This window comes from Mycobacterium sp. BK086 (genome assembly GCA_004362315.1).
In the GTDB taxonomy this organism is placed as follows: domain Bacteria; phylum Actinomycetota; class Actinomycetes; order Mycobacteriales; family Mycobacteriaceae; genus Mycobacterium.
Map to the genome: position 1 here is coordinate 185,144 of SNWL01000010.1, position 24,230 is coordinate 209,373.

At 65.4% G+C, this 24,230-nt stretch carries 19 protein-coding genes and 1 pseudogene; 5 read left to right on the forward strand and 15 right to left on the reverse strand.

Going from position 1 to position 24,230, the window contains the following annotated elements; all coding sequences use genetic code 11:
- Window positions 1-10: 10 nt before the first annotated feature.
- From EV580_RS32705 to EV580_RS32750, 10 genes are all read right to left on the reverse strand, one after another.
- Window positions 11-307: a PE family protein gene (locus EV580_RS32705; protein ID WP_133697007.1), complete on the reverse strand. Its 297-nt coding sequence runs from the start codon at window positions 305-307 to the stop codon at window positions 11-13.
- A 67-nt stretch (window positions 308-374) separates the two neighbouring features.
- Window positions 375-4,616 (reverse strand): type VII secretion protein EccCa, encoded by a 4,242-nt coding sequence (eccCa, locus tag EV580_RS32710; protein WP_133697009.1) that lies wholly within the window; start codon window positions 4,614-4,616, stop codon window positions 375-377.
- The gene (eccB, locus tag EV580_RS32715) at window positions 4,613-6,148 is read right to left on the reverse strand and encodes a type VII secretion protein EccB (protein ID WP_286171974.1); all 1,536 of its coding nucleotides are present in this window, start codon (window positions 6,146-6,148) and stop codon (window positions 4,613-4,615) included. Before eccB ends, eccCa begins: the two co-directional genes overlap by 4 nt.
- A 438-nt stretch (window positions 6,149-6,586) precedes the next feature.
- Window positions 6,587-7,615: a C40 family peptidase gene (locus EV580_RS32720; protein WP_133697011.1), complete on the reverse strand. Its 1,029-nt coding sequence runs from the start codon at window positions 7,613-7,615 to the stop codon at window positions 6,587-6,589.
- Between the two features lie 222 nt (window positions 7,616-7,837).
- Window positions 7,838-8,263: a hypothetical protein gene (locus tag EV580_RS32725; protein WP_133697012.1), complete on the reverse strand. Its 426-nt coding sequence runs from the start codon at window positions 8,261-8,263 to the stop codon at window positions 7,838-7,840.
- 2 nt (window positions 8,264-8,265) lie between these two features.
- Entirely contained in the window at window positions 8,266-9,993 is a 1,728-nt protein-coding gene (locus tag EV580_RS32730) for an Rv0964c family protein (protein WP_133697014.1), read from the reverse strand.
- Window positions 9,994-10,478: 485 nt separating this feature from the next.
- Window positions 10,479-10,964: a hypothetical protein gene (locus tag EV580_RS32735; protein ID WP_133697015.1), complete on the reverse strand. Its 486-nt coding sequence runs from the start codon at window positions 10,962-10,964 to the stop codon at window positions 10,479-10,481.
- 61 nt (window positions 10,965-11,025) lie between these two features.
- A complete protein-coding gene (locus EV580_RS32740; RefSeq protein WP_286171975.1) occupies window positions 11,026-11,907 on the reverse strand; it encodes an EspK C-terminal domain-containing protein in 882 nt (293 codons plus the stop codon).
- Between the two features lie 2,148 nt (window positions 11,908-14,055).
- Window positions 14,056-14,328, reverse strand: a complete 273-nt coding sequence (locus EV580_RS32745; protein WP_133697017.1) for a hypothetical protein — start codon at window positions 14,326-14,328, stop codon at window positions 14,056-14,058.
- A gap of 162 nt (window positions 14,329-14,490) precedes the next feature.
- Window positions 14,491-15,174, reverse strand: a complete 684-nt coding sequence (locus EV580_RS32750) for a hypothetical protein (protein ID WP_133697019.1) — start codon at window positions 15,172-15,174, stop codon at window positions 14,491-14,493.
- 153 nt (window positions 15,175-15,327) lie between these two features.
- Here EV580_RS32750 and EV580_RS32755 point away from each other — a divergent pair, with 153 nt between their 5' ends.
- A complete protein-coding gene (locus EV580_RS32755; protein ID WP_133697020.1) occupies window positions 15,328-16,701 on the forward strand; it encodes a PPE domain-containing protein in 1,374 nt (457 codons plus the stop codon).
- Window positions 16,702-16,734: 33 nt separating this feature from the next.
- Here the strand turns inward: EV580_RS32755 and EV580_RS32760 are convergent, their stop codons facing one another.
- Window positions 16,735-17,217 carry a helix-turn-helix domain-containing protein gene (locus EV580_RS32760; protein WP_133697022.1) on the reverse strand — a complete coding sequence of 161 codons (483 nt, stop codon included), beginning with the start codon at window positions 17,215-17,217 and terminating at the stop codon, window positions 16,735-16,737.
- 351 nt (window positions 17,218-17,568) lie between these two features.
- On the opposite strand from EV580_RS32760, the gene EV580_RS32765 reads away from it, so the two are divergent.
- On the forward strand, window positions 17,569-17,928 hold the full coding sequence (locus EV580_RS32765) for a WhiB family transcriptional regulator (RefSeq protein ID WP_133697180.1): 360 nt from the start codon (window positions 17,569-17,571) through the stop codon (window positions 17,926-17,928).
- A gap of 303 nt (window positions 17,929-18,231) precedes the next feature.
- On the opposite strand, the gene EV580_RS32770 is transcribed toward EV580_RS32765, so the two are convergent.
- Window positions 18,232-18,720 (reverse strand): ion channel, encoded by a 489-nt coding sequence (locus EV580_RS32770; protein ID WP_133697024.1) that lies wholly within the window; start codon window positions 18,718-18,720, stop codon window positions 18,232-18,234.
- Window positions 18,721-18,993: 273 nt separating this feature from the next.
- Here EV580_RS32770 and EV580_RS32775 point away from each other — a divergent pair, with 273 nt between their 5' ends.
- On the forward strand, window positions 18,994-20,673 hold the full coding sequence (locus tag EV580_RS32775; RefSeq protein ID WP_133697025.1) for an HsdM family class I SAM-dependent methyltransferase: 1,680 nt from the start codon (window positions 18,994-18,996) through the stop codon (window positions 20,671-20,673).
- On the forward strand, window positions 20,663-21,652 hold the full coding sequence (locus tag EV580_RS32780; RefSeq protein WP_133697027.1) for a hypothetical protein: 990 nt from the start codon (window positions 20,663-20,665) through the stop codon (window positions 21,650-21,652). The genes EV580_RS32775 and EV580_RS32780 overlap by 11 nt, the downstream gene beginning before the upstream one ends.
- Before the next feature lie 479 nt (window positions 21,653-22,131).
- On the opposite strand, the gene EV580_RS34570 is transcribed toward EV580_RS32780, so the two are convergent.
- On the reverse strand, window positions 22,132-22,251 hold the full coding sequence (locus EV580_RS34570; RefSeq protein ID WP_133697181.1) for a DUF1508 domain-containing protein: 120 nt from the start codon (window positions 22,249-22,251) through the stop codon (window positions 22,132-22,134).
- A 14-nt stretch (window positions 22,252-22,265) separates the two neighbouring features.
- Between EV580_RS34570 and EV580_RS32790 the strand changes: the two genes are divergently transcribed.
- Entirely contained in the window at window positions 22,266-22,580 is a 315-nt protein-coding gene (locus EV580_RS32790) for a PD-(D/E)XK nuclease domain-containing protein (RefSeq protein ID WP_133697029.1), read from the forward strand.
- Between the two features lie 138 nt (window positions 22,581-22,718).
- On the opposite strand, the gene EV580_RS32795 is transcribed toward EV580_RS32790, so the two are convergent.
- Window positions 22,719-22,967, reverse strand: coding sequence for a DUF2188 domain-containing protein (locus tag EV580_RS32795; protein ID WP_133697030.1), 249 nt, complete (start codon window positions 22,965-22,967; stop codon window positions 22,719-22,721).
- Window positions 22,968-23,015: 48 nt separating this feature from the next.
- Window positions 23,016-24,230 (reverse strand): annotated as a pseudogene (locus EV580_RS32800) (IS3 family transposase).

A 24,230-nucleotide genomic window follows, 5' to 3' on the forward strand; every position in this document is an offset into this window, starting at 1 on the left:
GGTGACCCGTTTAGAGGGCGGCGATCGCGCCCGCGGCGTCGACCGCCTCGTAGGTGCCGGCGTTGACGGCCAGGTTGGCGACCATCATCTGGTGAAACGCCGTCGCCATCGCGGAAACGGCCTGATACACCGCGCCGTGGGTGGCGAACGCCGCCGCCAGCATCGCCGAGGTCTCCTCCATGCCGGGCGGAATCACCCCGGTCGTCGGGGCCGCCACTCCGGCGTTGGTGGCGGTCATCGTGGTGCCGATCCCCATCAGCCCACTGGCTGCGGTCGTCATTGCTGCCGGCTCTGTCGAGACGAACATTCGTGCCTCCCAAACTCGTGGTTTCTTCGATCCTAAGCAGGCTTTCAGCCCGCACCTGACACCAATTTCAGCTCCCCGGCCGACCCCCTCCGCCACCGGCCGGCACGGCAGCGACCTGCACATATCGGCCGGATTCGGCGCTGGTGAGCAGATAACCGCGGCCCGGGGGCATCGGGTGGCCCTTGAATCGCCCGCGGACGAATCCGGCGTCGCCATCGGAGTCCATCACTAGTAGCGGGGCGTTTGCCTGCAGCATCGACGACACCAGCGGATCGGCCCGGTAGGCGCCGGCCCAGCCGCCGAAACGGCGGGTGTAGATGATGCGCAGACCGACGTCGGCGGCGGCGCTGACCATCGCCGCGGTGCTCGCCCCGGGCACCCGCGCCTCCAGCGGCGAGTCCATCCCCGGCGGCAGCCGGTCGGCGTCATCGACGATCAGGAAGATTTCCGGGCCCTCCCAGCGGTGCGCCAGGCTCTCCTCCACCGACAGGCCCGCCTTCGGGGCGCGCTCGGCGAGGATCGGAACCAGCTCGGCCATCAGCTGCCGCACCCCGTCGGGGGCGTACGCGAAGCGCTCCAGGTAGTCGTCGCCGAGCACCCGCAGCAACTCCCGCGACGGATCGACCAGCCACACCTGCGCCGGCGGGCGGTCGTCCCCGGCGGCGGCGGTGGCCCGCGACGAGCCCGGGGCATACACCCGGGCGATCTCGGCCATGATCGCCGCGCACGCCATGGTGCGCCCACAGTCGTCGGCGCCGGTGATGAGCAGATACGGCGACTCGGTGCCCGACAGACCCACCGGCGTGGTGAATTCATCCAGCGCCCAGACGATTCCGTGCTGACCGAGGTGCCGGGCGCTGTCGCGCACCGCCCCGAGCTCGACCCGTTCGGGCAATCGGCGCACCGCCGGGGCGGGCCGGTAGCCGGCGGCGACCCGGGCGACCGCGTCGACCACACTGGCCGAGTCGAAGGTGGTGCCGTCGGTGTCGCGCAGCGCCGGGCGCGCTGTCATCGTGTGCAGGCCCACCGGGTCGGCGCCCTCCCGGGGATAGTTCTGCGGCACCATGCCGCGGCCCGGCCGATTGGTCGGCACCTTGGCCGCCATCGACGGTTTGACGTCGCGGGCGTCCTCCGGGGCGGCCAGCTTCAGTTCGATGCGCTGGGCGAAGGCGGTACGCACCCCGGGCGGCAGGTTGTTCTCCTTGAGCACCGAGGCGATCACATGGATGCCGAAGCTGCGCCCGTCGGCGATGAGTTTGTTGATCTGCTCGGCGATCTGATCCTTGGAGCGGATCGTCGACACCGGATCGGTCAGCGCCTTGTAATTGTCGACCACCAGGAACACGTCGCCGAACGGGTCGTCGGGCACCGCACCGGGCTTGCCGGCGAACTTGCGCAGCCGGAACTCCTCCACCGAGGTCACCCCGCACGCCGGGAAGCTGCGCTGCCGGTTCTGCAACAGCTCCAACAACTCGGCCACCGTGCGCCGGATGCCGTCCTCGTCCAGGGCGTAGGCCACCCCGCCGACGTGCGGCAGCCCGGCCACCGTGCCCAACGCCGGCGAGGACAGCGCCAGGCAATAGAACTGCACCTGCTCGGGGGTGTGGGTCATTGCCGCCGCACAGATCAGCGACTGCAACGTGGTGGTCTTGCCCGATTTCGTGCCGCCGATCACCAGCAGGTTGGAGCCCTCCCCGGCGGCGTCGACCAGCAGCGGCTGCTGATCGTGCTTGTACGGCCGATCGATAATGCCCACCGGCAGAACAAGATTGGGGTGGGCGGCGTACTGGGCGTCCCACGGCCGGCCCAGATACATCTCCACCACGTCGTCGACCGGGCGGGGGGCGTCCAGCGGCGGGCGCCACAGCCGGTAGGGCTGAAAGTCGATGCGGCGCAGCTGATCGATGATCACCTTGCCGACCTTGGGCCGGTCCAGCACCCCGTCCTCGTCGTCCTCGGCGCCCGCGATCTCGGCGACCGGCCCGGCCGGGACGGCATCCTGGGCCCGCAGCGGCAGCGGCGCCAGCGCGGTGGTGAACAGTTGCGGCTCCAGGTATTCCAGCCCCAGCGCGGAGACACTGACCTCTTCCTCGGCGGCCACCCCCGGCTTGCGGTAGTCCCGCCACAACGACTCGGTCTTGAACTTCGTCAGCTTCTCGGCGGTCCCCAACCGCATATAGCCCAGGCCGACCTCGCGGGGCAGGTTCACCGCGGCCGGCACCCCCGCCGCGGCCGCTGAGGCGGCGGTATTGGCCCGCAACACCAGCCGGTAGCCGACGTTCTCCAGCAGCTTCTCGGCACGGGTATCGATGTCCTGGGAGGCCATCAGCAGATGCACCCAGTACGAACGGCCCTGGCGGCCAATCTGATCGAGCACCTCGTGGGCGTTGGCCTTGATCCGGAACAGCTCCTTGAACTCGTCGATCACCACGATCAGCGCCGGCAGCGGCGGCAGGTAACGCCCGGCGCGGGCCTCGCGGGCGGCGATCGCGTTGTAGTCCTCGGCGTCATCGGCGCCGGCGGCGTTGCAGATCTCCTTGCGCCGGGCGATCTCGCCCCACATCGCGTCGATGAACCGGTCCATCAGCCCACCCTGATCGGACTCCAGATCGGTGATCACGTGCGCCACATGCGGGGTGCCCTCGAACGGTTTGACCCCCGCCCCGCCCTTGCAATCGGCCAGCACCATCTGCACGTTCTGCGGCGGATGGCCCAGCATGATCGCCTCGATCACGGTACGCAGCGCGGTGGTCTTGCCCGAGCCGGTGGTGCCGCTCATCACCCCGTGCGGTCCGTCGCCGCCGTTGTTCATGTCCTTGAGATCCAGCATCACCAGCTCACCGGTATCGGTGCGGTTGCCGAACGGAAACCGCAGCCGCTCCGGGGAATTGATGTCCGCCCGCGGACCCCACAGCGCCGCGAAGTCGATCCGGGCCGGGTCCGCGATGCCGTAAAACGACAGGATGTCCCGCGGCCGGGAGTGGTCGATACCGTCCCCGAGGTCGCCGAGATCGTAGGCCTCGGCCAGCCGGAAGCGGGCCATCTGCATCGCGAACCGCTCGGCGTCCTCGCGGGACAGCTGATCGGCCAGGGCGAAGAACGCCAGCCCGTCCTCCTCGTAGGCCGCCCAGGTGTGCCCGTCGCGGGGCACCGCCTCGACCACCGCGCCGGCGCCGATCCGCAGCTGCCGGGCCGGCCCGGCGCAGGCCGGCACCGACCCGCGCAGGTCGAAGAACGTCACGCCCTCCACCCCGGCCTGCCCAATCACCGAATACCAGCCGGTGTCGTCGACATCGCTGATGACCACGGTGTGCGGCAACGGGGCGATCGTCTCGCGCACCGCGGCGTGCCGGGGCCGGAACGCATCCCGCCCGCGGATCACCTCGGTGAACTGCGCCTCGGAGAACTCCGCCACCGAGGAGTACACCATCCGCAGCGGCCCGGCGGCGTCCTCGACGCGCTCATCCCCGGCGTGCGGCAGCCACTTCACCCAATCCCATTGCGCCGCATCGTCGGTCACCACCATCACCTTGAGGTGATCGGGTCCGTGGGAGAACACCAGCTGGCACACCAGCGCCCGCAGCAACCGCAGCGCCGCCTCCCGGTCCCCGTCGAGGCGGTAGCCGGGTTCGACCAGCAGCGAGATCAGTGCCGGCGTGCGGTAGGCGACACTCTGGTAGCGGACGAACTCCTGGAGCGCCTTGCCGGTGGCCGGCTCCAGCTCGATATCGGTGGGCATGTCCTGCGGCTCGGAGAACGACACCGCCTCGGCCTCGGTCAGCGCGGTCATCCCCACCCCGACCCGGGCCACCCCGAACCACGAGTCCCGCCCGGTCGGGCTGCGTTCCCACATCCGCGGGCCCCCCAGGGCGGCTTCCAGGGTGTGCACCGGCGGGTGATACCAGCGGTAGTTGCTGTCCAGGGCGTCGGCGGCTGAGCCGACCCGCTCGCGCAGCTCGTCGAGGACCAGCAGGAAGCGGGCTCGCAGCGCGTCGAGCTTGCCGCGCGACATCTGCTGGCCGCCTCCGCCGCCGAAGCGGCCACCGAACAGCATCGACACCACGCCGAACACGATCATGATCGGGAAGATCGAATAGGCCCCGTTGAAGGTGCGCGCCCCGGAGGCGAACGACACCACCACCATGCCGATGACGATGCCGACGATGCCGATCCCGACCACCACGATCCACCACGGTTTGCCTTCCGGCGGCGGCACTTTCAGCGGTGTCGGCAGGGCGATGGCTTCCGGGCGGATCTCCGCCGGCGGTTTGACCGAGCCCGGGGCGCTGCGGGCGAATCCCAGTTTCATTTCGGCTGCTCCAACGTTCCGACATTGACATCCACCGGCAAGATGTCGTGACGGACCAGCGCATCGGCCTTCGACAGCATCGGGCCACCGGCCAGCAGCCGCAGCACCGCCCACGGCGCCGGCTTGGGCGCGCTGGCGAAGCCCAACGCCCGCAGGGTGTCCTGATCGCGAGCCACCCCGAACCGCACCCCGGACTCCGAGACCCACCACAGGCTTTCCTGGGTGGCCGCGGTGGGGCTGTTGCCGGTCAGCACAACGTAATTGGCGTAGCCCGGGGCGAAGTACACCTGGTCGGCCTGCACGCTGGCCTTGTCGGCCCTGACCATCTGCACCGCGGCGCCGGCCTTGTCGGCGGGGACCGGGATGGTCGGCCCGGACACGATCGCGGTGACCGCCTTGGCCTCGCCGTCGCTGCGCTGCCACCAAAAACAGGTCGCCGGATTGGCCTGGGTGTCGACCAGCTGCAGCGGCGCGTCCGGATACACCGACAGGTCCAGTGCGTTCACCGCGGGCATGGCCGCCAGCGCCGAGCCGGCCACCACCGGGATCGGTGCCCCGGTGCCGCTGGCGTTGGCCAGGATCTGCGCCACGATCGGCGAGACCTGCTGCACCCCGGCGGACAGCACCACCGAATAGGTGGTCTGCCCACCGACCTGCGGGGTGGAGATCACCGTGCCCACCGGACCCGGTGGGTTCGGAAACCCAGCGGGCGCACCGGCATTCGGGATGGCCGGTACCGTCAGCGCCGGGCCGACCGGGATGGCGTCGAACAGCCCGCGGCTGATCGGCCGGGCGGCCGCCAGCGCCTCGTCGGACACCCCGAGAGCCAGCAGCACCGGCCGCTGGGTGGGGTCGACCTTCGAGCGGCGACCGTCGCGGATCAGCCACACCTCATCGGCGTAGCGCAACAGGATCGCATCGCTGGCGGCCAGGGTGCGCCGGCGGTCGGTCAGCGCGGGCTGACCGTCGATGACGGTGGTGGTGACCGGTTCCGGTGCCCCGGCGCCGAAGGCCTTGGTGACCGCGTCGCACACCAGCCATGACGAACTCGCCGGCGCGGTGGCGGTCAGCTCCGACGGGGCACCCGGGATGCCGACGATGGCACCGCGCGGCATCGCGTCAATCTCGCTGCGGCGCACCCGCACTGGGTTGGCGGGCTGGCCGGCGATCAGCCGTGCCGAGGCCAGGTTCAGCGCCGGATACAACGTGGTGCCCACCTTGACGTAGAGGGCACCGGAGGTTTGGTCGGCGATGATCACCGAGTCGCCCACAGATCCGGCCGGGCGCAGAAACGACCAGAACAACGCCCCCAGGCAGATCACCACGGTCAGGGTGATCGAGGCCAGGATCGCCATCGTCTGGCGGCGCCCCGGCTCGGATTCCATCCGCACCCGGCGCCGCGTCAAGCCCAGCTCGGCGCGGCGGGCCATGAATGCGTGCGCGGTGACCTGGGTGCGGGTGGCCAGGCCCAGGCCCCGGCCGAAGCGGCGCCGCCGCTCGCCGTCGATGCTGCCCGCCCCCTGCTCTGCCAAGGTCCGCTGCTCCTTCTCCCAATCCGCACCAGGGACCCGGGACGATTAACGGATGCGCAATTAACTGTTATCTGCGCAACCGTAAATTGGTGTCGTACGCAAACACGACATTCGGGTCACTGCATTCAACCTATCGCGAGTCAAGAACCCCCAACTACACCAATTCTGTTCAGGCTACTGATCATTGTGGCGAATTTCTGCCCTCGGAGGCAAACGCTGGCACCGCGATACCACAGCAGTCACAGCCATCACAGCAAATACTCTGCCGAATCACAGGCAACCCAACAGGCGTTGCTAGGACGTAACAGGACTTACGGCCGCGACGGATTCCGCAGCGCACATTCGGTCACACTGCGAATCGCCGCCACACCCGCCGGACCGAGTCGGGGTTTCCGTCGCGCTATATCTCCCACGGCGGCTGCGCGCCTCTCGAGCGGATCAGCCGGCGACGCGACGTACCACCACCGTCCCGGACGGAATGCTCGAATACTGGACGTGGCCACCGGGGGTCGGTGCCTCGATCACCATCGTCGGGGACACCGCCAGCTGCACATGCTCGGGCACCCCGGGTGCCGAGAAGTTCGACAGCACCAGGTCGCCCGCGCGGACGTCGCCACGACTGACCGGCGTCCCGGTGTGGATGAGGTCGTAGGTGGTGCGCGGCAAAGCGATGCCGGCGTGCTGGTAGGAGTCCTGCACCAGCCCAGAACAGTCGTAGGCGCGTGGGCCGCTGGCACCCCAGATGTAGGGCAGACCCAGTTTGGTCTTGGCGTAGGCGACTGCCTGTTCGGCGGCGTCGCTGCCGCGGCCGTCATGACCGAACATCTGCGTGAGCGCCGCGCGGTTCTCCCCCGCAGCAGAACGATGCGGCAAACCCTGCCGCCCAACACTTGTCAGTGCTCCCAGAGCAGGCATTCCGCCCAGGGCGGGCAGGCCACCACCGCCAGCACCAGCCCCGCCGAAGCTCAACGGTGCGCCACCACTAGACATGCCGGCCATCCGGAACGCCGCGGCGACCTGCCGTAATCGCAACGCCAACAACCGATTCTGGGCCTGGGTGGTGCCGATCTGGCGCTGCATCGCGGCCAGCTTGCCGTCCATCGCCGACACCAGGGCCTGCACGCCGGCCGGGGACCGCGTCGCCTGGGCGATCGCTGCGGCCTGCGAGCGGGCCGCACCCCGCACCGCGGCTGCCGTCGTGTGGCCGTCGGAGACGTCGCGCGCTCCCCGTTCGCTGGTCGCGTCGGTCTCGTCGTTGAGATCATCGAAGCCCTGCGACAGAACACGATACGAGTCACCGACAACAGACACACCCGATGAGAGTGTTCCGCCCGCGAGTGGCGCAGCGGGCGGCGACAGCCCGTTGGTGCCCCCGGCTGCCCGGACCCCGGTAGGCGAGAACAGGGCCTGCGACGAGCCGAGCGCCCGATCGACCTCTCGGACATACGACGCGGTCGAGCCACTCATGCACTTAACCTAAGGACCCGGTCGGCGTACAGCTACGGCGATAAGGCGTCCTTACAGTGCAGAGGCAGGGCCGTCGTTTTCGCAGCTCAGGATTGGGTGATTAATTGTCAGCGGTCGTCGCCGAATGCCTGCAACTGACGCTATAAGTTGTCGGCGCAGACATCCGCATTGGCTTTGCCAGGCGGGCGGCGCTTGACGAGATTTCTGGCATGCCGGCGGCGCTCACAACGAATACCCTTCGTTGTATTTCGCGAGAATCCCCCGATGCGCGTCGTCGTAGTACTTGACGATGTGATCCCTGACCCACTCGACTGGATTCGCGTACGAGCGGTACTCCGCTATAGCTGCTCTGAGCGTCTCGGGAGTTGCAGGTTCTCGCGGTTGGGCGAACCTGTCCAGATAGTGCCATTTCGTCGAGTTAGGACCGAATTCGTTTGGAGCGTCGACCGGTGCGATCATGCAGTTGGTTTCGCCGTCACGCCGAGACTCGTAGATCTGGATCTTGCAATCGTTGGACCGGTAGTAGACAACGTGTGGGGGCCGCCCGCCCACGAGTGGGCGTTCGTCGATCTCGTCAACTGTGAAGCCGCGCTCCGACAGGAGGGAGCCGATGATCGTTTGTACGTCACCAGAAAAACTGTCCGGCATGTTTATCCTCCTTCATACACCCAGGAATCGCCGACGCGGCGATATCCATAGGCGGCGGCGTTGTTGTTGAGGTAGTCGATCTCCATCGCGGAGAACGTCCCCCTGCGAGCCTGAGCCATCTCTTCCAGCGACGAATACTCCGCGTGATCCAGAAGGTAGTCGATGCGTCCGACCTGACTTTCCATCTGGTTCCGCAGGAACTGCTCGTTGACCCGCCATGCGAGAGCGTTGGCGTCCGACTTGCTCAGACCCTGGGTGATGGCGTCCCACGTGGGATCGCCAGTGTCGAAATAGATTCCGCTGAGACCGCGTGCGTCACCGATGTAGCCTTCGTCTTGATTGACGAACCTGCCCAGAACGACGCGATCCGGATTCTCGCCCACATAGTGGGTCGATAGATCAGCCACTTGCTCCGCCAAACCCCGCACCGGGCCACCGTGCTCGAACGCATGCCGGAGATCAGCAGCAGCTTGGTCGGCCCACGACGTGTAGGAGCCTGGTGTGTCCAAGCCGATGGGTGCGTGCGGGGACACCACCGGACCCTTTTCCAAGACGCCCGGCCCGATCTCGCCCAATCCCCGCGAAACGAGGGCGCCTTCACCGCCAAACACCATGCCCGGCGCCGCAATCGCGGCGTCAGCGGACTTCCCACCCAGGTAGTAAGCGGCGCTAGGGGAGTCCAGTGCTTCTTTGACTTCGCCCGCAACGGTTCCGAACGGATTGGTGACCTGATCGTTCGTGCTCTTGAGTAAGCCTTCCCACGACTCCAGCACTCCGGGAGCCCCCGGGCCGCCCTGTCCCAGAAGGTTTTTGACGCCCTGCTCGGTATCGAACCAACGATCGGCGAAGCCCTCCCCGAAGCCGGGGGGCGGCATCGGCTCCGGCGTGGGCGGCGTGTACGCCGGAAGCGGCCGACGCGCCGCGGCCATCATGGCGTCGAGCCGCTGCTCGATCTGGTCAGCTGGCACGCCGTCGCGCAACATCACCTGGCGGGCAACGCCTTTGAACTGGTCGATCTCCTGCTGAGAGATGGGGTGCGGGGCTTGGCCCGGCACCGGCTTGTGCATCTGATCCAGCATCCACGGCAGACTGCCCGGGGTGTGCTCATCCGCGGTCGGATCGGTGGAAGCATCGTTTCCGGTGAGCATGTCCTGCAGGGTGGGCGGTTTGCCTGATTGAGCGGGCGGTGCACCTTGTCCGGGAGGCGCGGCGGGACGTCCCGTCCCCGCGCCGGCGGGTATCGGCCGCTTCCCGTCGGCCATCTCGATCGCGGTGGCCAGTTCGGTATCCACCGTGTTGGCATCAGCGAGGATGGCGGTCAATTTCGGCTGCAACTGCTCGGTCTTCAATAGCAGCTCCATCGGATTCTTGATGCCGGGGCCGGCGACGACGGTGCTGGTAGCGGCGTCGATCTGCATGCCCAGACGCGCGGCTTCGGCCCGCAGATCGGCAAGCCGACGCTTGATCGCCTCAATGTCGTCAGCCGCCTTGCCCGCCGCCCGGGCCACCGCCGCGGCCTCGCTGCCGTGAGCATCGAGATCGACGCGGGTCCGCCCAACTGCCTGCCGAGCGGCCTCGGCGGCCGTACCGTCCCAGGTGGCGAATGCTCCGAGCCCCGCGAGCCCCTCGGCGGCGTCGCGGGCGGCGGCAGCCCGCTGCTGGGCAGCGTAGAAGACCTCTCGCACCGAATCGGCGCTCCACCGATCAATGTCCGCGACTGAGAGCACCACGACGTCTCAGTCTCCGCCTCGAGCGAGACCCAGCGCCAGGTCGGTTACGTCGCCATCAGTCGTGACAGGGTCCGGCTGCCGGCTGACATCTGCTGCAGGATCGTCCTGCAACCTGTCCCCCACCATGACTCTCTCCGGCTTGCTTCCTACATCGACCAGCGTGTTTGCTGGCTCCTGAGCGCAACGATACCGGCTGCGCGTCAGCCACCACTACGCCAATAATCGCGAGAAGTCGCGTAGCCGCTGCCTCGACGCTGAGCCCAGCGTGAACCTCGGTGAATTAGCCACGCCGACGTAGCCGCCCTCGGGTGTCGGTCGGAACGCCATTTTCAAAGCCGCCGAACTGGACTCCGTTGACCGAGAAGCCACCGCTCCTACGTAGGACGTCCGCCACCATCGCTCTCAGTGAATCAGCAACACTTACGCGCATCGCGAGCCACTCTGTCAGCGACCATGATCACATCGGCGGTGACGCCAGCCGGCGGTTACCGGTGATCAGGAAGGTTGGCGCCCAAATCCATAGCAGCAGAACGTATCCGCTCAACTTTGCCCGACAGGTCATCCTGAACAGTCGTGATATGCGTCTGCATCCGCGCCAACGCGTCGTCCATACGCGAGACTAGTGCCTGCAGCGATTCCGGGGCGGTTGACCCGACGTCGCGGGCTTGCGCTTCCGACCGAGCGCGGTCGCGGATCCCCTGGGCGGTGATGCGAGCGTTGCTGGCGGTAGTAGCCGCGTCAGCTGCGGCCAGATCGCCGGACTCCACTGCGGCGGCGGCCCGCTGCGCGTACACGATGTAGCTTGCGGCGCGCTCGTTCGCTGAATCGACGAGACCACCCTGCCCCTGCTGGGTGACCGGTGACACCGTCGGCAGGACCGTCACGGTCGGGGAGGCGGTGTCCGGGAAGAGGGTGCACGCGGCCGTCAGGATGCGATCCATTTCGGACAGGTATTGCTGCGCCGCGTCCATGAAAGCAGGATAACGACTTTCACGCCGAAAAGCTCACCCTCGCTGGCAGTTCCATCGACTGTTAGACGGGGACAGTGTTGAAGGCGAGCAGGACGCCGGCAGTGGCTGCCGCGTAGACGATGTCGGCGGTGGAGCCGCCCTCACAACACATCAGTGTTTCCAGCCGACGGCAGTGGACGTACTCGACCTGGTAGGCCAGCAACTGGCCCGGCTCCTCGATACCGATCAAGCCCGGCCGCTGCGAACTGGCCATCAAACGCTGCCCGTCATATTCGTTCCGCAGCCCCGCCCACTCGTCTGCTGACGGCCAGCGCTGCGAAATCAAGCTGCGGGCAATGGATTGCGCGATCCCCGACAGCTCCGGACCGCCATCAAAGCTCACCTGCTGGATGACCTGGCGCAGATACGCACTCACCGCAGCGGCCTCCCCGCGCTCCAGATCGTGGAATAGCGCCGGCTCGACGGTCTCCAGCCGGTGCGATCGGTTACGCGTCAAGTTCGATGCTTGTGCCTCGAGCGGATTGCCGCTCGGTGCGACGCCGACAGCCACGTCCGGGGTGGCGTCGGTGACGACGTCGGAGTCCTGCGGCCAGGTGGTGGCGATCGCCGAAACGACATCACCGCGGGCTTGAATGGCGCGCAGCACCGTCTCGGCCGGATTGGTCCAGCCGAACCAGCGCGCGTCGAACGCGGGATCGTGGCCGGCTGCCAGCACCATGGCGCGCGGGATGAAGACATCCTGGGGAATGTAGGAGGCGCCTTCGTTGGTGGCCACCCACATCTCGGGCAACCCCGATGCTCCCCGCGCCACCGCCACGGCCCAGTGCAGCACCGGATATCCGACACTCGACGCCGCCGCGAGGTCGGCCAGTGCGGCGCGCGCCGACTCCAAGTCCGACATCGACACGTCGCGGCTCACTCGCTTGGGAGTCGGATCGGCCACTGCAGGAACGAAACCCGCGGCAGCTGCCCCCGCGCCCCCAAGACCCGATGCCGGGGATGTCGACGGCGGAGGAAGCGACGGTGCCGCCGACCCACCGCCGGCAGCCGCCGCTGGTGCAGGCGGCATGACCGAGCCATACGACGTCATCGGACTCGCCGGAGCACTCCCTCCCGCAGCCGTAGACGTGCCACCAGACGATCCTGACGAGGCCGACGCCGCCAGCGGTCCGGCAGCTGCGGCCGGTGCCGCTGACACCGGTGTCGAACCGGGTCCAGGTGGCGCTGCCAGCGGCCCCGGCGGCGCCTGGGGTGGTACGGAAGGGAATCCACTCGCGGCTTGGGCGCCCGCGGCCAGTCCCTTCCCGAAATTTTCGCCGAAAGCCGATGACAGCGCTTTCGAGGCCTGCTGCGGAAAAGCGCCAGGGTTGGACGCTGACGCCGATTGCGAAAGACTGCTTGCCATAGACGATCCCGGATTGCCAACAAGCCCCGACAGCGAACCGAGGCCACCACCTGCGCTGCTCAACGGCGAACCGCTCCCCCCGCCAGCCGAGGGCAGCGACGGCAAGGAAGGGAGCGAAGGCTTGCTTTCGCCGCTGGGGACTCTGGCCGGAATATGCCGACCGCCTATTGGAGCATCGAGCCCGGGCGTTCCGAACTCGGCAGGAACGCCCGGTGTCTCGCCGGGGGTCGGCTTATCGCGGCCTCCTGGTTGAGTGGCTTGGGTTTCCGGGTCACCGCCAGCGGGTTGGTCACCGCTGGGACCTGGCTTACTTCGACCACCGCCGTCGCCATCTCCTTTTCCGGTTACAGGGCTCTGCGGCAACGGGACTGTATTCACGAAACTCTTGATCTCGTCACCGACGAAACCAGTTAGCTCTGTTGAATATTGCTGGATCAAGGTGCGGTATCGAGGAAGGACGTCGCTGAAGATAACCGGCTCGCCCTTGTTCGATCGGAGCTTCTCTTCGATCTCCCGGTGGGCACTGTCGTGCGCGTCCCGCATCTTCGTCTTGATCCGCCCGACGCTGTCGCCCAATCTCGCAAATCCGGCACCACTTGTTTGGAGGGCTTCGGATAGGCGGCTGTGCAAGACGTATTCGGCGCGGTAGTGCTCTTGGGCCGCCTCTGCGCCAGATCCATCCGTCCAGTACGCGTCGAACACCTCATCTGTTTTCGCTAAAGCATTTGTGGCAGCGGCACTATGCTCGTGTCCGAGCCGCGTCAATCGATTGCCTACGTCGCGCAACGCGGATTCGGACTCCGTGGGCCACACGCCACCGATCAGAGTCTCAGTGAACAGGCGCTGCGGCCTAGGCACGTCTACGCTCGAGGATGGCAGATCCGGGGCGACGGGATCAGCAGCACCGAACATGTCAAGCATCTGCTGAGCCACGATTGATCGCGAAGGATCAGGACGACCTGCGCCTTGAAAGGTGCCCGGAGCCGCATCGCTGGATGTGGCAGAGATGTTGACCATTAGCGTGGCAAACCGCACGCATCTGCGAAGCGGTCAGTGGCAGCGTTCGATGCATCATTGAGCCGAACCAGCTCTTCGGTCGAAGCGTGACCTGTTGCGCCCGCGACGAGGTTCAATTGGCCAGCAATGAATGATCGCGCGGTATTTGCAACATCATCGGGAACTTGGGATGTGATTGAGTTCTGAACCAAAGCGGCGCTATTAATCGTCCGAAGCACGACGGGGAAGTTGAGTGCGCCATCAGTTGCGATGGGCCCCTGCGAGTCAGCGCCCCGTGTAGCGGCGTCAAAGGCTTGACAGAGTTGGGATTTCGCGGCCACACCCTCGCCGCTCGCGACTGGGGCACTTGACTGTGGTGAGGGAGACGACGTCGACGCGACTGGCGACTGAGCCGAACCGCGATCGCCTGCAATGGCATACGTGGTGGCAGCCGTCGCTGCCACCGCCACGATCACGATTCCGGTGAACGCAGCCAACAATCCCCACGGCTTTCCGCTGGGTCGGCCAGGTGGAGGTCCGAAGGCACTGGGTTGGACCGGCGGACCACCGGGCGACACCGGGCCACCGCCAACGGGCGCACCTGGGTGGTGCGGCATGGACGACGATGGCGGCGGCTGCGGCGGACCGTCCTGTGGGCCCCAGGGAGACGTCGTCGTCACGGCTTCCTCCTCAGGAAGACAGAATCGTTTGACCGGTCTGTTCGGTGTTTTGCATCGTCGCTACGCTCGTCGCGGCCTGGGTCATCCCCGTAGCCACCCTCTCCGACAGATCCGCGGTGTAACCGGCGAGCACCGCTTCGACCAGGGCGCTGTAACCGCTGACGTAGTTGCCGACCGGCAGCACCGGAAGGCCGCTGGCCAACACCTGGGCACGGAGCTGCCCGGCACTGGTCAGCCCGGCGCTCGTCGACTCGGGCTCCATCGCAAACTCAGCTGGCGCCATTCTGCGATCCTAACCGCGCTGGCCCACCCGTTGCACCGCCAAAATCGCCCGAAACCCCGCAAACCGCGTCCCGTCGGTCGGCGCCAGCCAGCGCGTCAAGACGACCCACCTGCACCATCCGGCATTGTCGTTCCCACCTCGGCCAAAGCGTTTGCCACAGTGTCAATTTAGGAGGGCCGCCAGCCGCGGATCGTCGACCCAGCGATCGCCGAGCACCGCGGTGGCCGTCCACAGACAAAGTGCGGGGGCCGGCGGTCCGACCAAACGCAGCGGTAGCTGGTCCGTGCCGAAGCCCATCGTCAACGACCACCGCTCGAGGTCGGGATGAAAGTCGCTGACCAAGTCGTACGAGAAGCTGTCCCATCCCACGGGCGTACTGCACAGCACCCGAAACGATGTGGCGACGACGCGGGTGGTGCGCGCGTCCCGCCACCGCGGAACGGCGTCACGGCGAGCAGCCACCTTGCGGTGATGGTTGACCGCCGCGCTGGCCACAACGCTTCCTACGAGCAGCGCAGGCCGGCCCAGCGCAATCCACGTTGTTGTGTCGTACCGCCCGTCACCCCCGAACAGCCGCGAACACACCATGTCAGCCGACAACACAACGGCCTCCTTGTCGTCGAGAACCGGACCCCACAGCTCGATCTCCGGCGGCTCAACACCGCGGGCGTACCGCTGGGCGCTGGCACAGGCATAATTCCACCACTGTCGCCACAGGTCGTCGGGTCCCGACGCGAGCGGGTTGGCGCTGCCACAACGCAATGGGTCAGGTAAGCGCCCGCCCGTTACGGCGGGAAGGGTGTTGCGACCCGGGCCGACAGTCCAGGCCTTCGATGACGCGGGCATGACGCAAGTATCTCGGCCCCCACTGACACTCAGCTACGGCCAAATCGTCCACTCCCAGAAATTGCCGCAGTCCTGCGTCCGAACGCGCGCTTAGGCTCACATCAACCTGGCGTCCAACGACGCAACCCTCATCCGGCTACAGGCGAGGAACTCGTGGTCTATCTCAATATCAGCCCAGACGAGGTGATCGAAGCCGCCCAACAACTACGGTCGGCGCCGTCGGACAACCAGCTGACAGCACCTGCGGTCATACCGGTGGCGCACGACCCCGTATCCATCGCCATCGCGAGCACCGTCGCTGCCCGCATCAATGCCATCGGTGCCCTCAGTGCCTTTGCCGCCGCAATCAGCGCCGCCCGCGCCGCCATGCTGAACGACAGCGCCGCAACGTATCTCGACCTCGACACGGCAGGGCAAACCGTGCTCGGCGGGAGCGGCTCGGTCGAGCCACTTCCCGCACCGACCACCGTCGATCTCCCTAGCGCAATCCCTCCTGCGGTGCAGCCCCCGGTCGTGGAAACCGTCCCGGGTGACGGTCATGCCATCGCCACGCTCGTCCACAACGGCGACACCTCCGGCATGATCGCCGCAGCCGACTGGCTCACCAGCCACGCGACCACCCTCGACGACACGGTAGCCGCAACAAACGGCGTCGCATGGCAACTCAACGCGGTATGGCCCTCGGACTCAGGACAGGTAGCCGCCGACCGCATCGCCGAACTTGCCACCTGGTACACCACCCACGCCGCGCACGCCCGCGCCGCCGCCACTGCGATCGACACCCACCTGCAGCACTACCGCACGGCAGTCGCTGCGATACCACGCCCAGAACAGTTCGACGACAACAAATCTCGACTCGAGGCTGCAATCCGCGCCAACAACAGCCCGGGCGGCCTCGGCCGCTACAGCGGCGTCATCGCCGCGCTGCGGTCCCAACGGACCCAACTCCATGCCGACGCTCTCGCCGGATTCAGCGCCTACCAAGTCTCTGCCGCAGAACCCGCTCTGGTCGGCGATCCACTGACCGCGCCAACACATCCCGACGGTATCCAAGCCACTAGCTACGACATGCCGCTGGCCCCCGCCGACCAGAAACCACACGGCCAGGATCCCCGGTACTGGATCGACCTCGACCGCATCATCCCTGTGCCACCCGGACAGGTCGCCCCGTACGGCACCATCCCGATCGGGCCGGGGCTCTACTACCCCGACCCCAACTTCCCCAGCGCCTCAGCGCCGCCGGAGGCCAAACATCCCCTCGACATCGCTGACATCACCCACCCGGGTGCGGGCGCCCTCGGGCCGCACGGCTACCAACAACTGGCACCGAACGTATGGGCCCCCGATCCCACCAGCGGCTACCAGCCGGTGCCGTCATGGGCGCCCCAACAACCTATCGACGTGCGCGACATCCTCCACCCGCCGGCAGGTCAGCTGCCTCCGTGGGGATACGTCGAGTACCTGCCCGGCTGGTATGCCCCCGGTCCCGCGCTCACCAACACCCCGCCGAGCCCGGCGCCACGCTAATTGGCCCTGCATCCGACGGCTCAGGCGCTCACCTCAAGCGATGGGTGCGCGCAAGTCGACCAGCAGCTGAATCGCCACCCCGCGCTCGGCGTCATCCAGCCACGGAAGGACCGTGACGATCGCCTCCTCGGCCTCCTTCGCTGACCGGGTGATCTCGGCCAGCAGTGCCTTCTGGGCATCACCCGCCATACCCTCCCGGATTCGGGCGAAAGTAGCCTTCAGCGACACAACCTGACGGGCGGCCCAAAATCGGTCGGATTCCGGTGGCTCGCTTGGCTTTGCCTGCTCAACGGTCGGTACACCGCCAGCCAGGATGGCGTCGATGCTGCCGGACTCCCACTGCAGCACCTGCTCCAGATTTCGGCGGCTGCGTGGGCGGAGCCGGCCGGCGCGGTTGTTCTCCACCATGCGAAGGGTTTCCACCGAGGGGCCGCCGCGCTCCACGACGTCAGGTTGCGTAAGCCCGAGCTCTTTTCGGCGCTTACGCACCTCCAGTGCCAGCTGCTCCCACGACATAGTGTTCTCATTCTGCCTGACGAACCGGTAATCAACCGCACTCGACCCCACAAAACCGGCAATTTAGGGCGCATGTAGACACCAAAAGGCAACGCACGGAGCGATGCGGCTCCGGCCCTCCGCCATGGGTTCTCAAGATTCCGACATCAAAGCCCGTCTGCAGTACCCGTTTCCGCCCGCAAGACTAGCGCGAGACATGACGGTGGAACACTGCTAGTCTACCGGTAATTACCGGTTATAGAACGGTAATTACCGGTTTGGTGCGAGACGCGACCTCGTGCTCCAGATGAAGGGAACCACGTGACTACGACAAATCAGGGTGCTCGCCTCGGTGTCAGTGACCTGCAGCGGATGCTGGCCCCGGACCGCCGGCGATTGTTTGAGACGGACGTTGAAACCCCCTGCCGTACAGACGATCCACTGCAGCGCGAACTGTGGTTCTCGCCGTTTCGTGACCGAGAGCGTGCTGCTTACCAGTGCTTGGACTGCCCGTTTCTGGGCCGGTGCGGATATAACGCGGTGGTCAGCCGCGCCACCCACGGGGTGTGGGGCGGAGAGGTCCTGCCTGGCGACTACACCGAGGAGCTGTTGCCGATCTACCAACGCCTGCTCGACCAATTCGCGGAGCGACAGGAGGTAGAGCTCGGTGGTGCTCCAGCGCCCCCGATGCCCGATCTGGCTTCAGTTCGTCGGCGTCGTCGCGCAGCGTAATCACCGCGCTGATAACCGGGAAGCCTCCGCGGCCAGCGCGGTTGAAAGTCTCCGGGAAAGCAGTTCGGCGGACGGCACGAGTGCACACTCGGCTGTCGTCGCTTGACTTTCTAGATGCGAACGCGACGAAATGCACCGACCCGGGCGTTTGTCGCGGCAAGCTCTGGCAGTTCCCCATCATCACCCCAGGTCAGAGTGGTTGGTTCTGATGGCCGGCCCAAGTCTCCTCAAAGCGTGGCGGCGATTCTTGCGCGATTCATTCGAAGCTTCCGAAAGGCCTCAAAATAGACGCGGCGGGCCGGATCACTTGTCCGAGGCAGACAGAAACCGCTGGAGCGCAACACCCAAAGCGGCTGCGATCAGGAATAGGCTCAAGACCATCTGCACGGTCACCACCATCCGCGCCGCAGCGCTGACCGGGTGGATGTCACCCATGCCGGTTGTCGTGGCGGTGCTGATGGTGAAATACACCGCATCGACTTTCGACAGCGGAGGCGCAAACGCCTCGCTGGATTGGGCGGAGAGCGTGGCATACCAGCACGCAAATGCGCCCTCGGTGAACGATATGAATGCAATCACCTCGAACGCTGTCCGCGCCGCTGAGTTGCCAGCCTTTGGGCCCACGTATACCGCGCCAATCACCGCAACCAAGCCGACAACCGCGACCGCTCCCATCAAGCCCCAATTGAGACCGAACGGCGGCGTCCAAACGGCCAACATCCCCCAGGGGAAAGCTCCAACGAAAAATATGGCGACAAACCAGGGCCGGGGCATCAGCGATTTCCACGACATGGCGAGCAGGGTACGGCCCAAATCGAAGCATGCGGATGAACCCGGTCGGCGCGTTCGCGCTTCAGGCAGCGTTCATCGGCAACTGCCACGTCACTCACTTGGCGAAGCGACGCCATATCCCGCGCCCCATCCATGACAAGGGAGCCAAGCCCGCCGCTTGTACATCGGACAGCACTCGGCAGATGCCCGTAGGCGCAAGTCTGCATCCGATTGCGTCCAACGGGTCGGCGGGTTTGCACAATCCTGTCGGCTCCCTCAGGCAGGATGTTGGCCATGCTGCCTGGGGACACCGCCTCACAACGGAAGGCTCGTGGTGCATTTTTCACGCCAACTCCCGTCGCCCGATTTCTAGTCGATTGGGCCGTGCAGCACCCAACGAGTGCAGTGCTTGAGCCGTCGTGTGGCGAGGCAGTATTCCTGCACCAGATTGGACAGCGCCGGAGCCACACTGGCCAACTGGTGGGGGTTGAACTTCACGCGGCGTCGGCTCGCAAGGCAGAGAAGTCGCTTCGCGCCGAAGGTGTGAAGGCGCGGATTCATTCGGGTGATTTCTTCTTGCACTCCGAGTTTGGCAAGTACGACGCTGTCGTAGGAAATCCACCGTATATCCGATACCAAGACTTCGTTGGCGAGTCACGTTCCCGCGCAAGAGAGGCCGCCCTTCGTGCAGGCGTGCCGCTGACCAACCTCGCTTCGTCCTGGGCGGCGTTTACAGTCCACGCCGCTCTGCACTTAAAGACCGGTGGGCGGTTGGCTTTGGTGCTGCCAGCGGAACTGCTGACGGTGAATTACGCCTCTCCGGTACGTCAGTTTTTGTTGGAACACTTCTCGGAAGTCAGACTTGTCATATTCGATCAACGGATCTTTCCCGGCGTCTTAGAAGAGGTTGTGTTACTGCTTGCGGACGATTACCGACCCGACGGGGACGTATTCACCGATCACATGACACTATGGCCGCTTCGGGACGCGGCTGGCCTAACCAATCTGGCAGCATGGCGACGCTGGACGCCGCCGCATAAGACCGCGAAGTGGACCGGCGGGCTGTTGTCTGCTGATGGGTCGAGTGCCTACGACGCGGCCCTCAGGTCAGATACATTCGTTCCTTTGGAGCGTTGGGGTGACACCACGCTCGGAATGGTCACCGGAGACAACCGCTTCTTTACATTGTCCCCGAACAAGGTCGCTGAGCTTGGCCTTGGAGAATCCGACGTTATTCCCTTGTCTCCACCGGGATCTCGGCACCTACGAAGGCTCACGCTTACGAAGAAGGAATGGATAGACCTCGGCAACAACGACGGCCAGGCTACTTATCTGTTCCGTCCATCAGGTGAACCGTCGAAAGCCGCCTGGCGCTACATCAAGTCGGGCGAGACTCTCGACGTTCATCGAGCGTACAAATGCCGCGTGCGTTCGCCTTGGTGGCGCGTGCCGTATCTTCGGCCCGCTGACCTCTTCCTGACATACATGAATGCCGATACCCCCCGCATCGCCAGCAACGGCGCGCGGACGCATCATCTAAATTCGGTGCACGGCATCTACCTCCGCGACAACCTCCGCGCCGTCGGGATGAGTCTGTTGCCTATTGCCTCACTAAACTCTGTAACCCTGCTCGGAGCAGAGACGGTCGGTCGCGCCTATGGCGGCGGAATGCTAAAAATCGAACCGCGGGAGGCCGACCTGCTTCCCATGCCATCACCCGAACATGTTCAGCGTCAGGCTGGCGCACTCCGCCACATCCGACCTCTTGTCGCCAAGCAGTTAAGTGCAGGACGACTTCTCGACGCCGTTGCCCTCGTGGACGATGCGCTACTGGTAGCCAATAGCGACGCCCGTGCGAGCATCGATACTGGGTGTGCGCTTACGACCGACGAACTCCACAGCATCCGCAGCGACCACGCCACCCTCACAGCGCGGCGACTAGCGCGAGGACGGTCGGCCCGCAATGCCGAGTAAACCCTCCGCCAAAGCGCGGGCATGGCCCCTATTCGACGCAATCGTTGATCGGGCAGAGCGCAAGGATGTGAACCCATGGGCCAGCGACGGCACGGCGTACGAGCCTGATTTTGACACGCTGGAGACGCTTCTTGCTGTGCCACTGCACCTCGCGGCTACCACCCAATCTGGTGTGCCAGCACTGGCGTTCGATGTCTGGGTTGCCTACGAACTGCGACGGGCAGGACTTGACCCGGACGCAGTATGGCCGCGCGCAAGCCCTCCACGGGTTGTCGATCGGGACGTCATTCTCTTCGTCGAGAGGATGCCAAAGAAGATCAAGGACGAGCTTTGGGATCGGTTACGCAAAAGCACTGGTGTGAAAGGGGTTACAGCGGCGTCTGCGAACATTGCAGGTAAGAACTACCTCAAGCAAGTCGACGTCATCATGTCGCACTGGCAGACGGGTCCCGAAATCCTCATATCAGGCAAGAGAATGGACTCGTCTTTCGGCAAGAATGCCGCGAACCGAGTCGAGGAGTCCTACGGCGACGCGAAAAACCTCGCACTACGACACCCTCTATCCGCGCTGGGATTTGTCTTTGGCTTGCGCTCAACGTGTTACACCGAAGAACCCAGAATATTCGACTGGATAGTTGACCTGTTGAGCAAGCTCAGTCGAGAAGACGGTGCGTACGACGCGTGCGCCCTAGTCATCCCCGAGTATGAGGGCGAGACACCAGAAGAGTCTGAAAATGACGACAGCGGCGCTGTTATGGAGCCAGATGATGTCGAAGTCGAAGACGTTGACGAAGAAGTCCAGGGCGGCATCAATGCGGAGCTTGGCGAGTTGCCACATTTGCGCCTTCGCCACGATCTAGTGCCCGCTGAGATCAGCCCTGCTCGTTTCTTCGCAGTCATCATCACAAAGGTGCTCAATAACTCCAGCGTGACGCAGCACGAACGAGCGCGTGCACTCCGACGCACGGCGAGATCGTAGACGCGCCAGTCCACAACACGAACAGCGGTGTGGACGCAATTCCCAGCTGCTGCGAAACTCTGCCAAATCCAATAACATCCGGCCAGACCACCGGCGTCGCCGACTGTTTGGTGACAGGCTCCATCGAAGCGGATTCATCCGACGACGCGAAGCCGCCGGACAGGAGTGGCACCCGGAATGGGAGCGACTGTTTACCCATCAGGAAGGTGACGAGATCGAGGAAGGCAGCATGGGCGAGATCCGGGCCAGCTACAACAAGCTGCTAGCTGCACTGGTCGAAGACGTACAGCTTCTGGCACCGCGAGATCGATACGCAGAGTGGCCGTTTCGTCATCAATGCTCGATGAGGGGTACGACGCAACCCACTAACTATGCCCCTACAAGCCTGGGGACATTTCGCGATCAGCCAGTCGAAAGAGCCAACCGCCAACGAGCCAGTTTCCAGCTTGGCGCCGTTCGGGACGGCGACGGCTACCGCGTCAGTCGGACAGATCGACGACGGTGGCGCCTGGAGCGTTCGTCTTAACCGACTCGATGCCGTTCCCAGTTCGCGACGAACATGTCCCAATCTCCGGATTCTCGAGCGGCGCCGATTTCAGCTAAGACGCTTCCAATGAGCGTCTTCTGGAAGGCGCAGAAATACGCGGGTGGCTTGGTGATCTCGGGCGAGAGGTGCCAGCTATTGCCTGATGCAGGCATCGTCGTCGAAGTTAAGAAGACACGTCCGACGCTGGTTGATAGAGGAGTCGGCAGCGAACTGGCGGAGGACGTCACACGCTACAGCGACCCAGCGGCCAATCGAGGAGCGACGACGCTGGTTTGTTTCGTTCACGATCCCGGCAGGCTTCTGGTCAACCCAGTTGGCCTCGAACGAGACCTCGCCCTTGCGAGCAACGAGCGCCTAAACGTCGTGGGCATCGTCGGCTGACGACGGTAAGCCTTGTGCGAGTGGCGAGGTCACCACAATCTGCTCGACTAGGTTGCAGCACGCGCAACGGCCAGGCGAGATAGGTCGTAGGCACTGTAAGCCCGCTGACGGTCACAGGACTTGATCTGCGGCCGGCGCCTAGCGCGTATCCCGCGGCGGGTTCGGGTCGTTGCCCGGGGCAACAGTGTCAGAATCACGTATTTTGCCGTCGCGGCCGTGAATCGTGACCTCGCCACCACCGCTGTTCTTCACGATTTCACGAGCCCGGCCAATCGCCTCCGCTTGCGTATCGGTGTGCTTACTGGACCGCTCGGCACCCGGCGCCTTGATATCCCACCCGCCTTTGGGATTCGGCACTACGTGTCGACTATTCGGGTTGTTAGCCATCTCAGACCTCTCCTTCTGTGGGGTCGAACTGACTCCACTCGCCGCACGCTAGCAACAGGCACCGACAACGGGTCTGCTGCACGAATGGGTGACAGTTTCGGTCACGCGGGCCGGTGGGGTCATGATTGCTTCGAATTCGATCGGGGTCAACCGGCCGAGGCCGGCCTGGCGGCGGCGGTGGTAGGTGCGTTCGATCCAGGTGACGATCGCGATCCGTAGTTCTTCGCGGGTGTTCCAGCGGCGGTGTCAGCGGCGGTTGAGCACGTTCTTCTGCAGCAGACTGAAGAAGCTCTCCATGGCGGCGTTATCGCCCGGCCGCACCGACGCGGCCCATGGAGCCGACCATCCCGCGACGGTTGAGGGCACGGACGAATTTCCGGCTTCGAAATTGCGACCCTCTGTCGGTGTGAACCACGCAGCCGGCGACCTGACCGCGGCGGCCGATCGCGTTGCTCAGTGCGCTGGTCGCCAGCCGTGACTTCATCCGCGAATCGATGCTGTAGCCGACGATGCGGTTGGAGAACACGTCCTTGATCGCACAGACGTAGAGCTTGCCTTCACCGGTCTGGTGCTCGGTAATGTCAGCCAGCCACAACTGATTTGGTGCATCGGCGGTGAAGTCGCGTTCCACGAGATCGTCGTGGACTGGCGGACCGACCTTGCCGTTCTTGCCGCGTTTCTTGCCGAATACGCTCCACAGCTGGTTCTGCGAGCAGATCCGCCAGGCGGTGCATTCGGCCATCGGCTCGCCGGCATCGCGGGCCTCCTCGACCAGGTAGCGGTGGCCGAACTCCGGATCGTCGCGATGGGCGTCGAACAGGGCGTTGGCGCGGTAGGCCTCGATGTACTCAGCGTCGGTGATGGGATTGGCCTGCCACCGGTAGTAGGGCTGGCGGGCGAGCTTGAGTACCCGGCACGTCACCGCGACGGGGATCCCGTCGGCAGCGAGCTCCTTCACGAGCGGGTAGATCCTTTTCCCGGCAGATTGGCCTGCGACAGATACGCCGCGGCCCGCCGCAGGACCTCGTTCTCCTGCTCCAACAACCGGTTTCGGCGACGCAACTCGACCAGCTCCGCCGACTCACCGGTGCTCCTTCCCGGTTTGGTGCCCTCGTCGATATCGGCTTGGCGCATCCACTTGTGCAGCGTCATCGGGTGCATACCGAAATCGGTGGCGATCTGCTCGATCGTCACGCCGTCATCGCGGTTGCGAGCCACACGTACGACATCGTCGCGGAACTCACGAGGGTAGGGCCTGGGCAC

Bases quoted from the DNA above. Each gene is read 5' to 3' on its own strand.
- EV580_RS32705 (WP_133697007.1), bottom strand. From the start codon at position 307: ATGTTCGTCTCGACAGAGCCGGCAGCAATGACGACCGCAGCCAGTGGG.
- eccCa (WP_133697009.1), bottom strand. From the start codon at position 4,616: ATGAAACTGGGATTCGCCCGCAGCGCCCCGGGCTCGGTCAAACCGCCG.
- EV580_RS32720 (WP_133697011.1), bottom strand. From the start codon at position 7,615: ATGAGTGGCTCGACCGCGTCGTATGTCCGAGAGGTCGATCGGGCGCTC.
- EV580_RS32725 (WP_133697012.1), bottom strand. From the start codon at position 8,263: ATGCCGGACAGTTTTTCTGGTGACGTACAAACGATCATCGGCTCCCTC.
- EV580_RS32735 (WP_133697015.1), bottom strand. From the start codon at position 10,964: ATGGACGCGGCGCAGCAATACCTGTCCGAAATGGATCGCATCCTGACG.
- EV580_RS32745 (WP_133697017.1), bottom strand. From the start codon at position 14,328: ATGGCGCCAGCTGAGTTTGCGATGGAGCCCGAGTCGACGAGCGCCGGG.
- EV580_RS32750 (WP_133697019.1), bottom strand. From the start codon at position 15,174: ATGCCCGCGTCATCGAAGGCCTGGACTGTCGGCCCGGGTCGCAACACC.
- EV580_RS32760 (WP_133697022.1), bottom strand. From the start codon at position 17,217: ATGTCGTGGGAGCAGCTGGCACTGGAGGTGCGTAAGCGCCGAAAAGAG.
- EV580_RS32765 (WP_133697180.1), top strand. From the start codon at position 17,569: ATGCTGGCCCCGGACCGCCGGCGATTGTTTGAGACGGACGTTGAAACC.
- EV580_RS32770 (WP_133697024.1), bottom strand. From the start codon at position 18,720: ATGTCGTGGAAATCGCTGATGCCCCGGCCCTGGTTTGTCGCCATATTT.
- EV580_RS32775 (WP_133697025.1), top strand. From the start codon at position 18,994: ATGCTGCCTGGGGACACCGCCTCACAACGGAAGGCTCGTGGTGCATTT.
- EV580_RS32780 (WP_133697027.1), top strand. From the start codon at position 20,663: ATGCCGAGTAAACCCTCCGCCAAAGCGCGGGCATGGCCCCTATTCGAC.
- EV580_RS32790 (WP_133697029.1), top strand. From the start codon at position 22,266: ATGAGCGTCTTCTGGAAGGCGCAGAAATACGCGGGTGGCTTGGTGATC.
- EV580_RS32795 (WP_133697030.1), bottom strand. From the start codon at position 22,967: ATGGCTAACAACCCGAATAGTCGACACGTAGTGCCGAATCCCAAAGGC.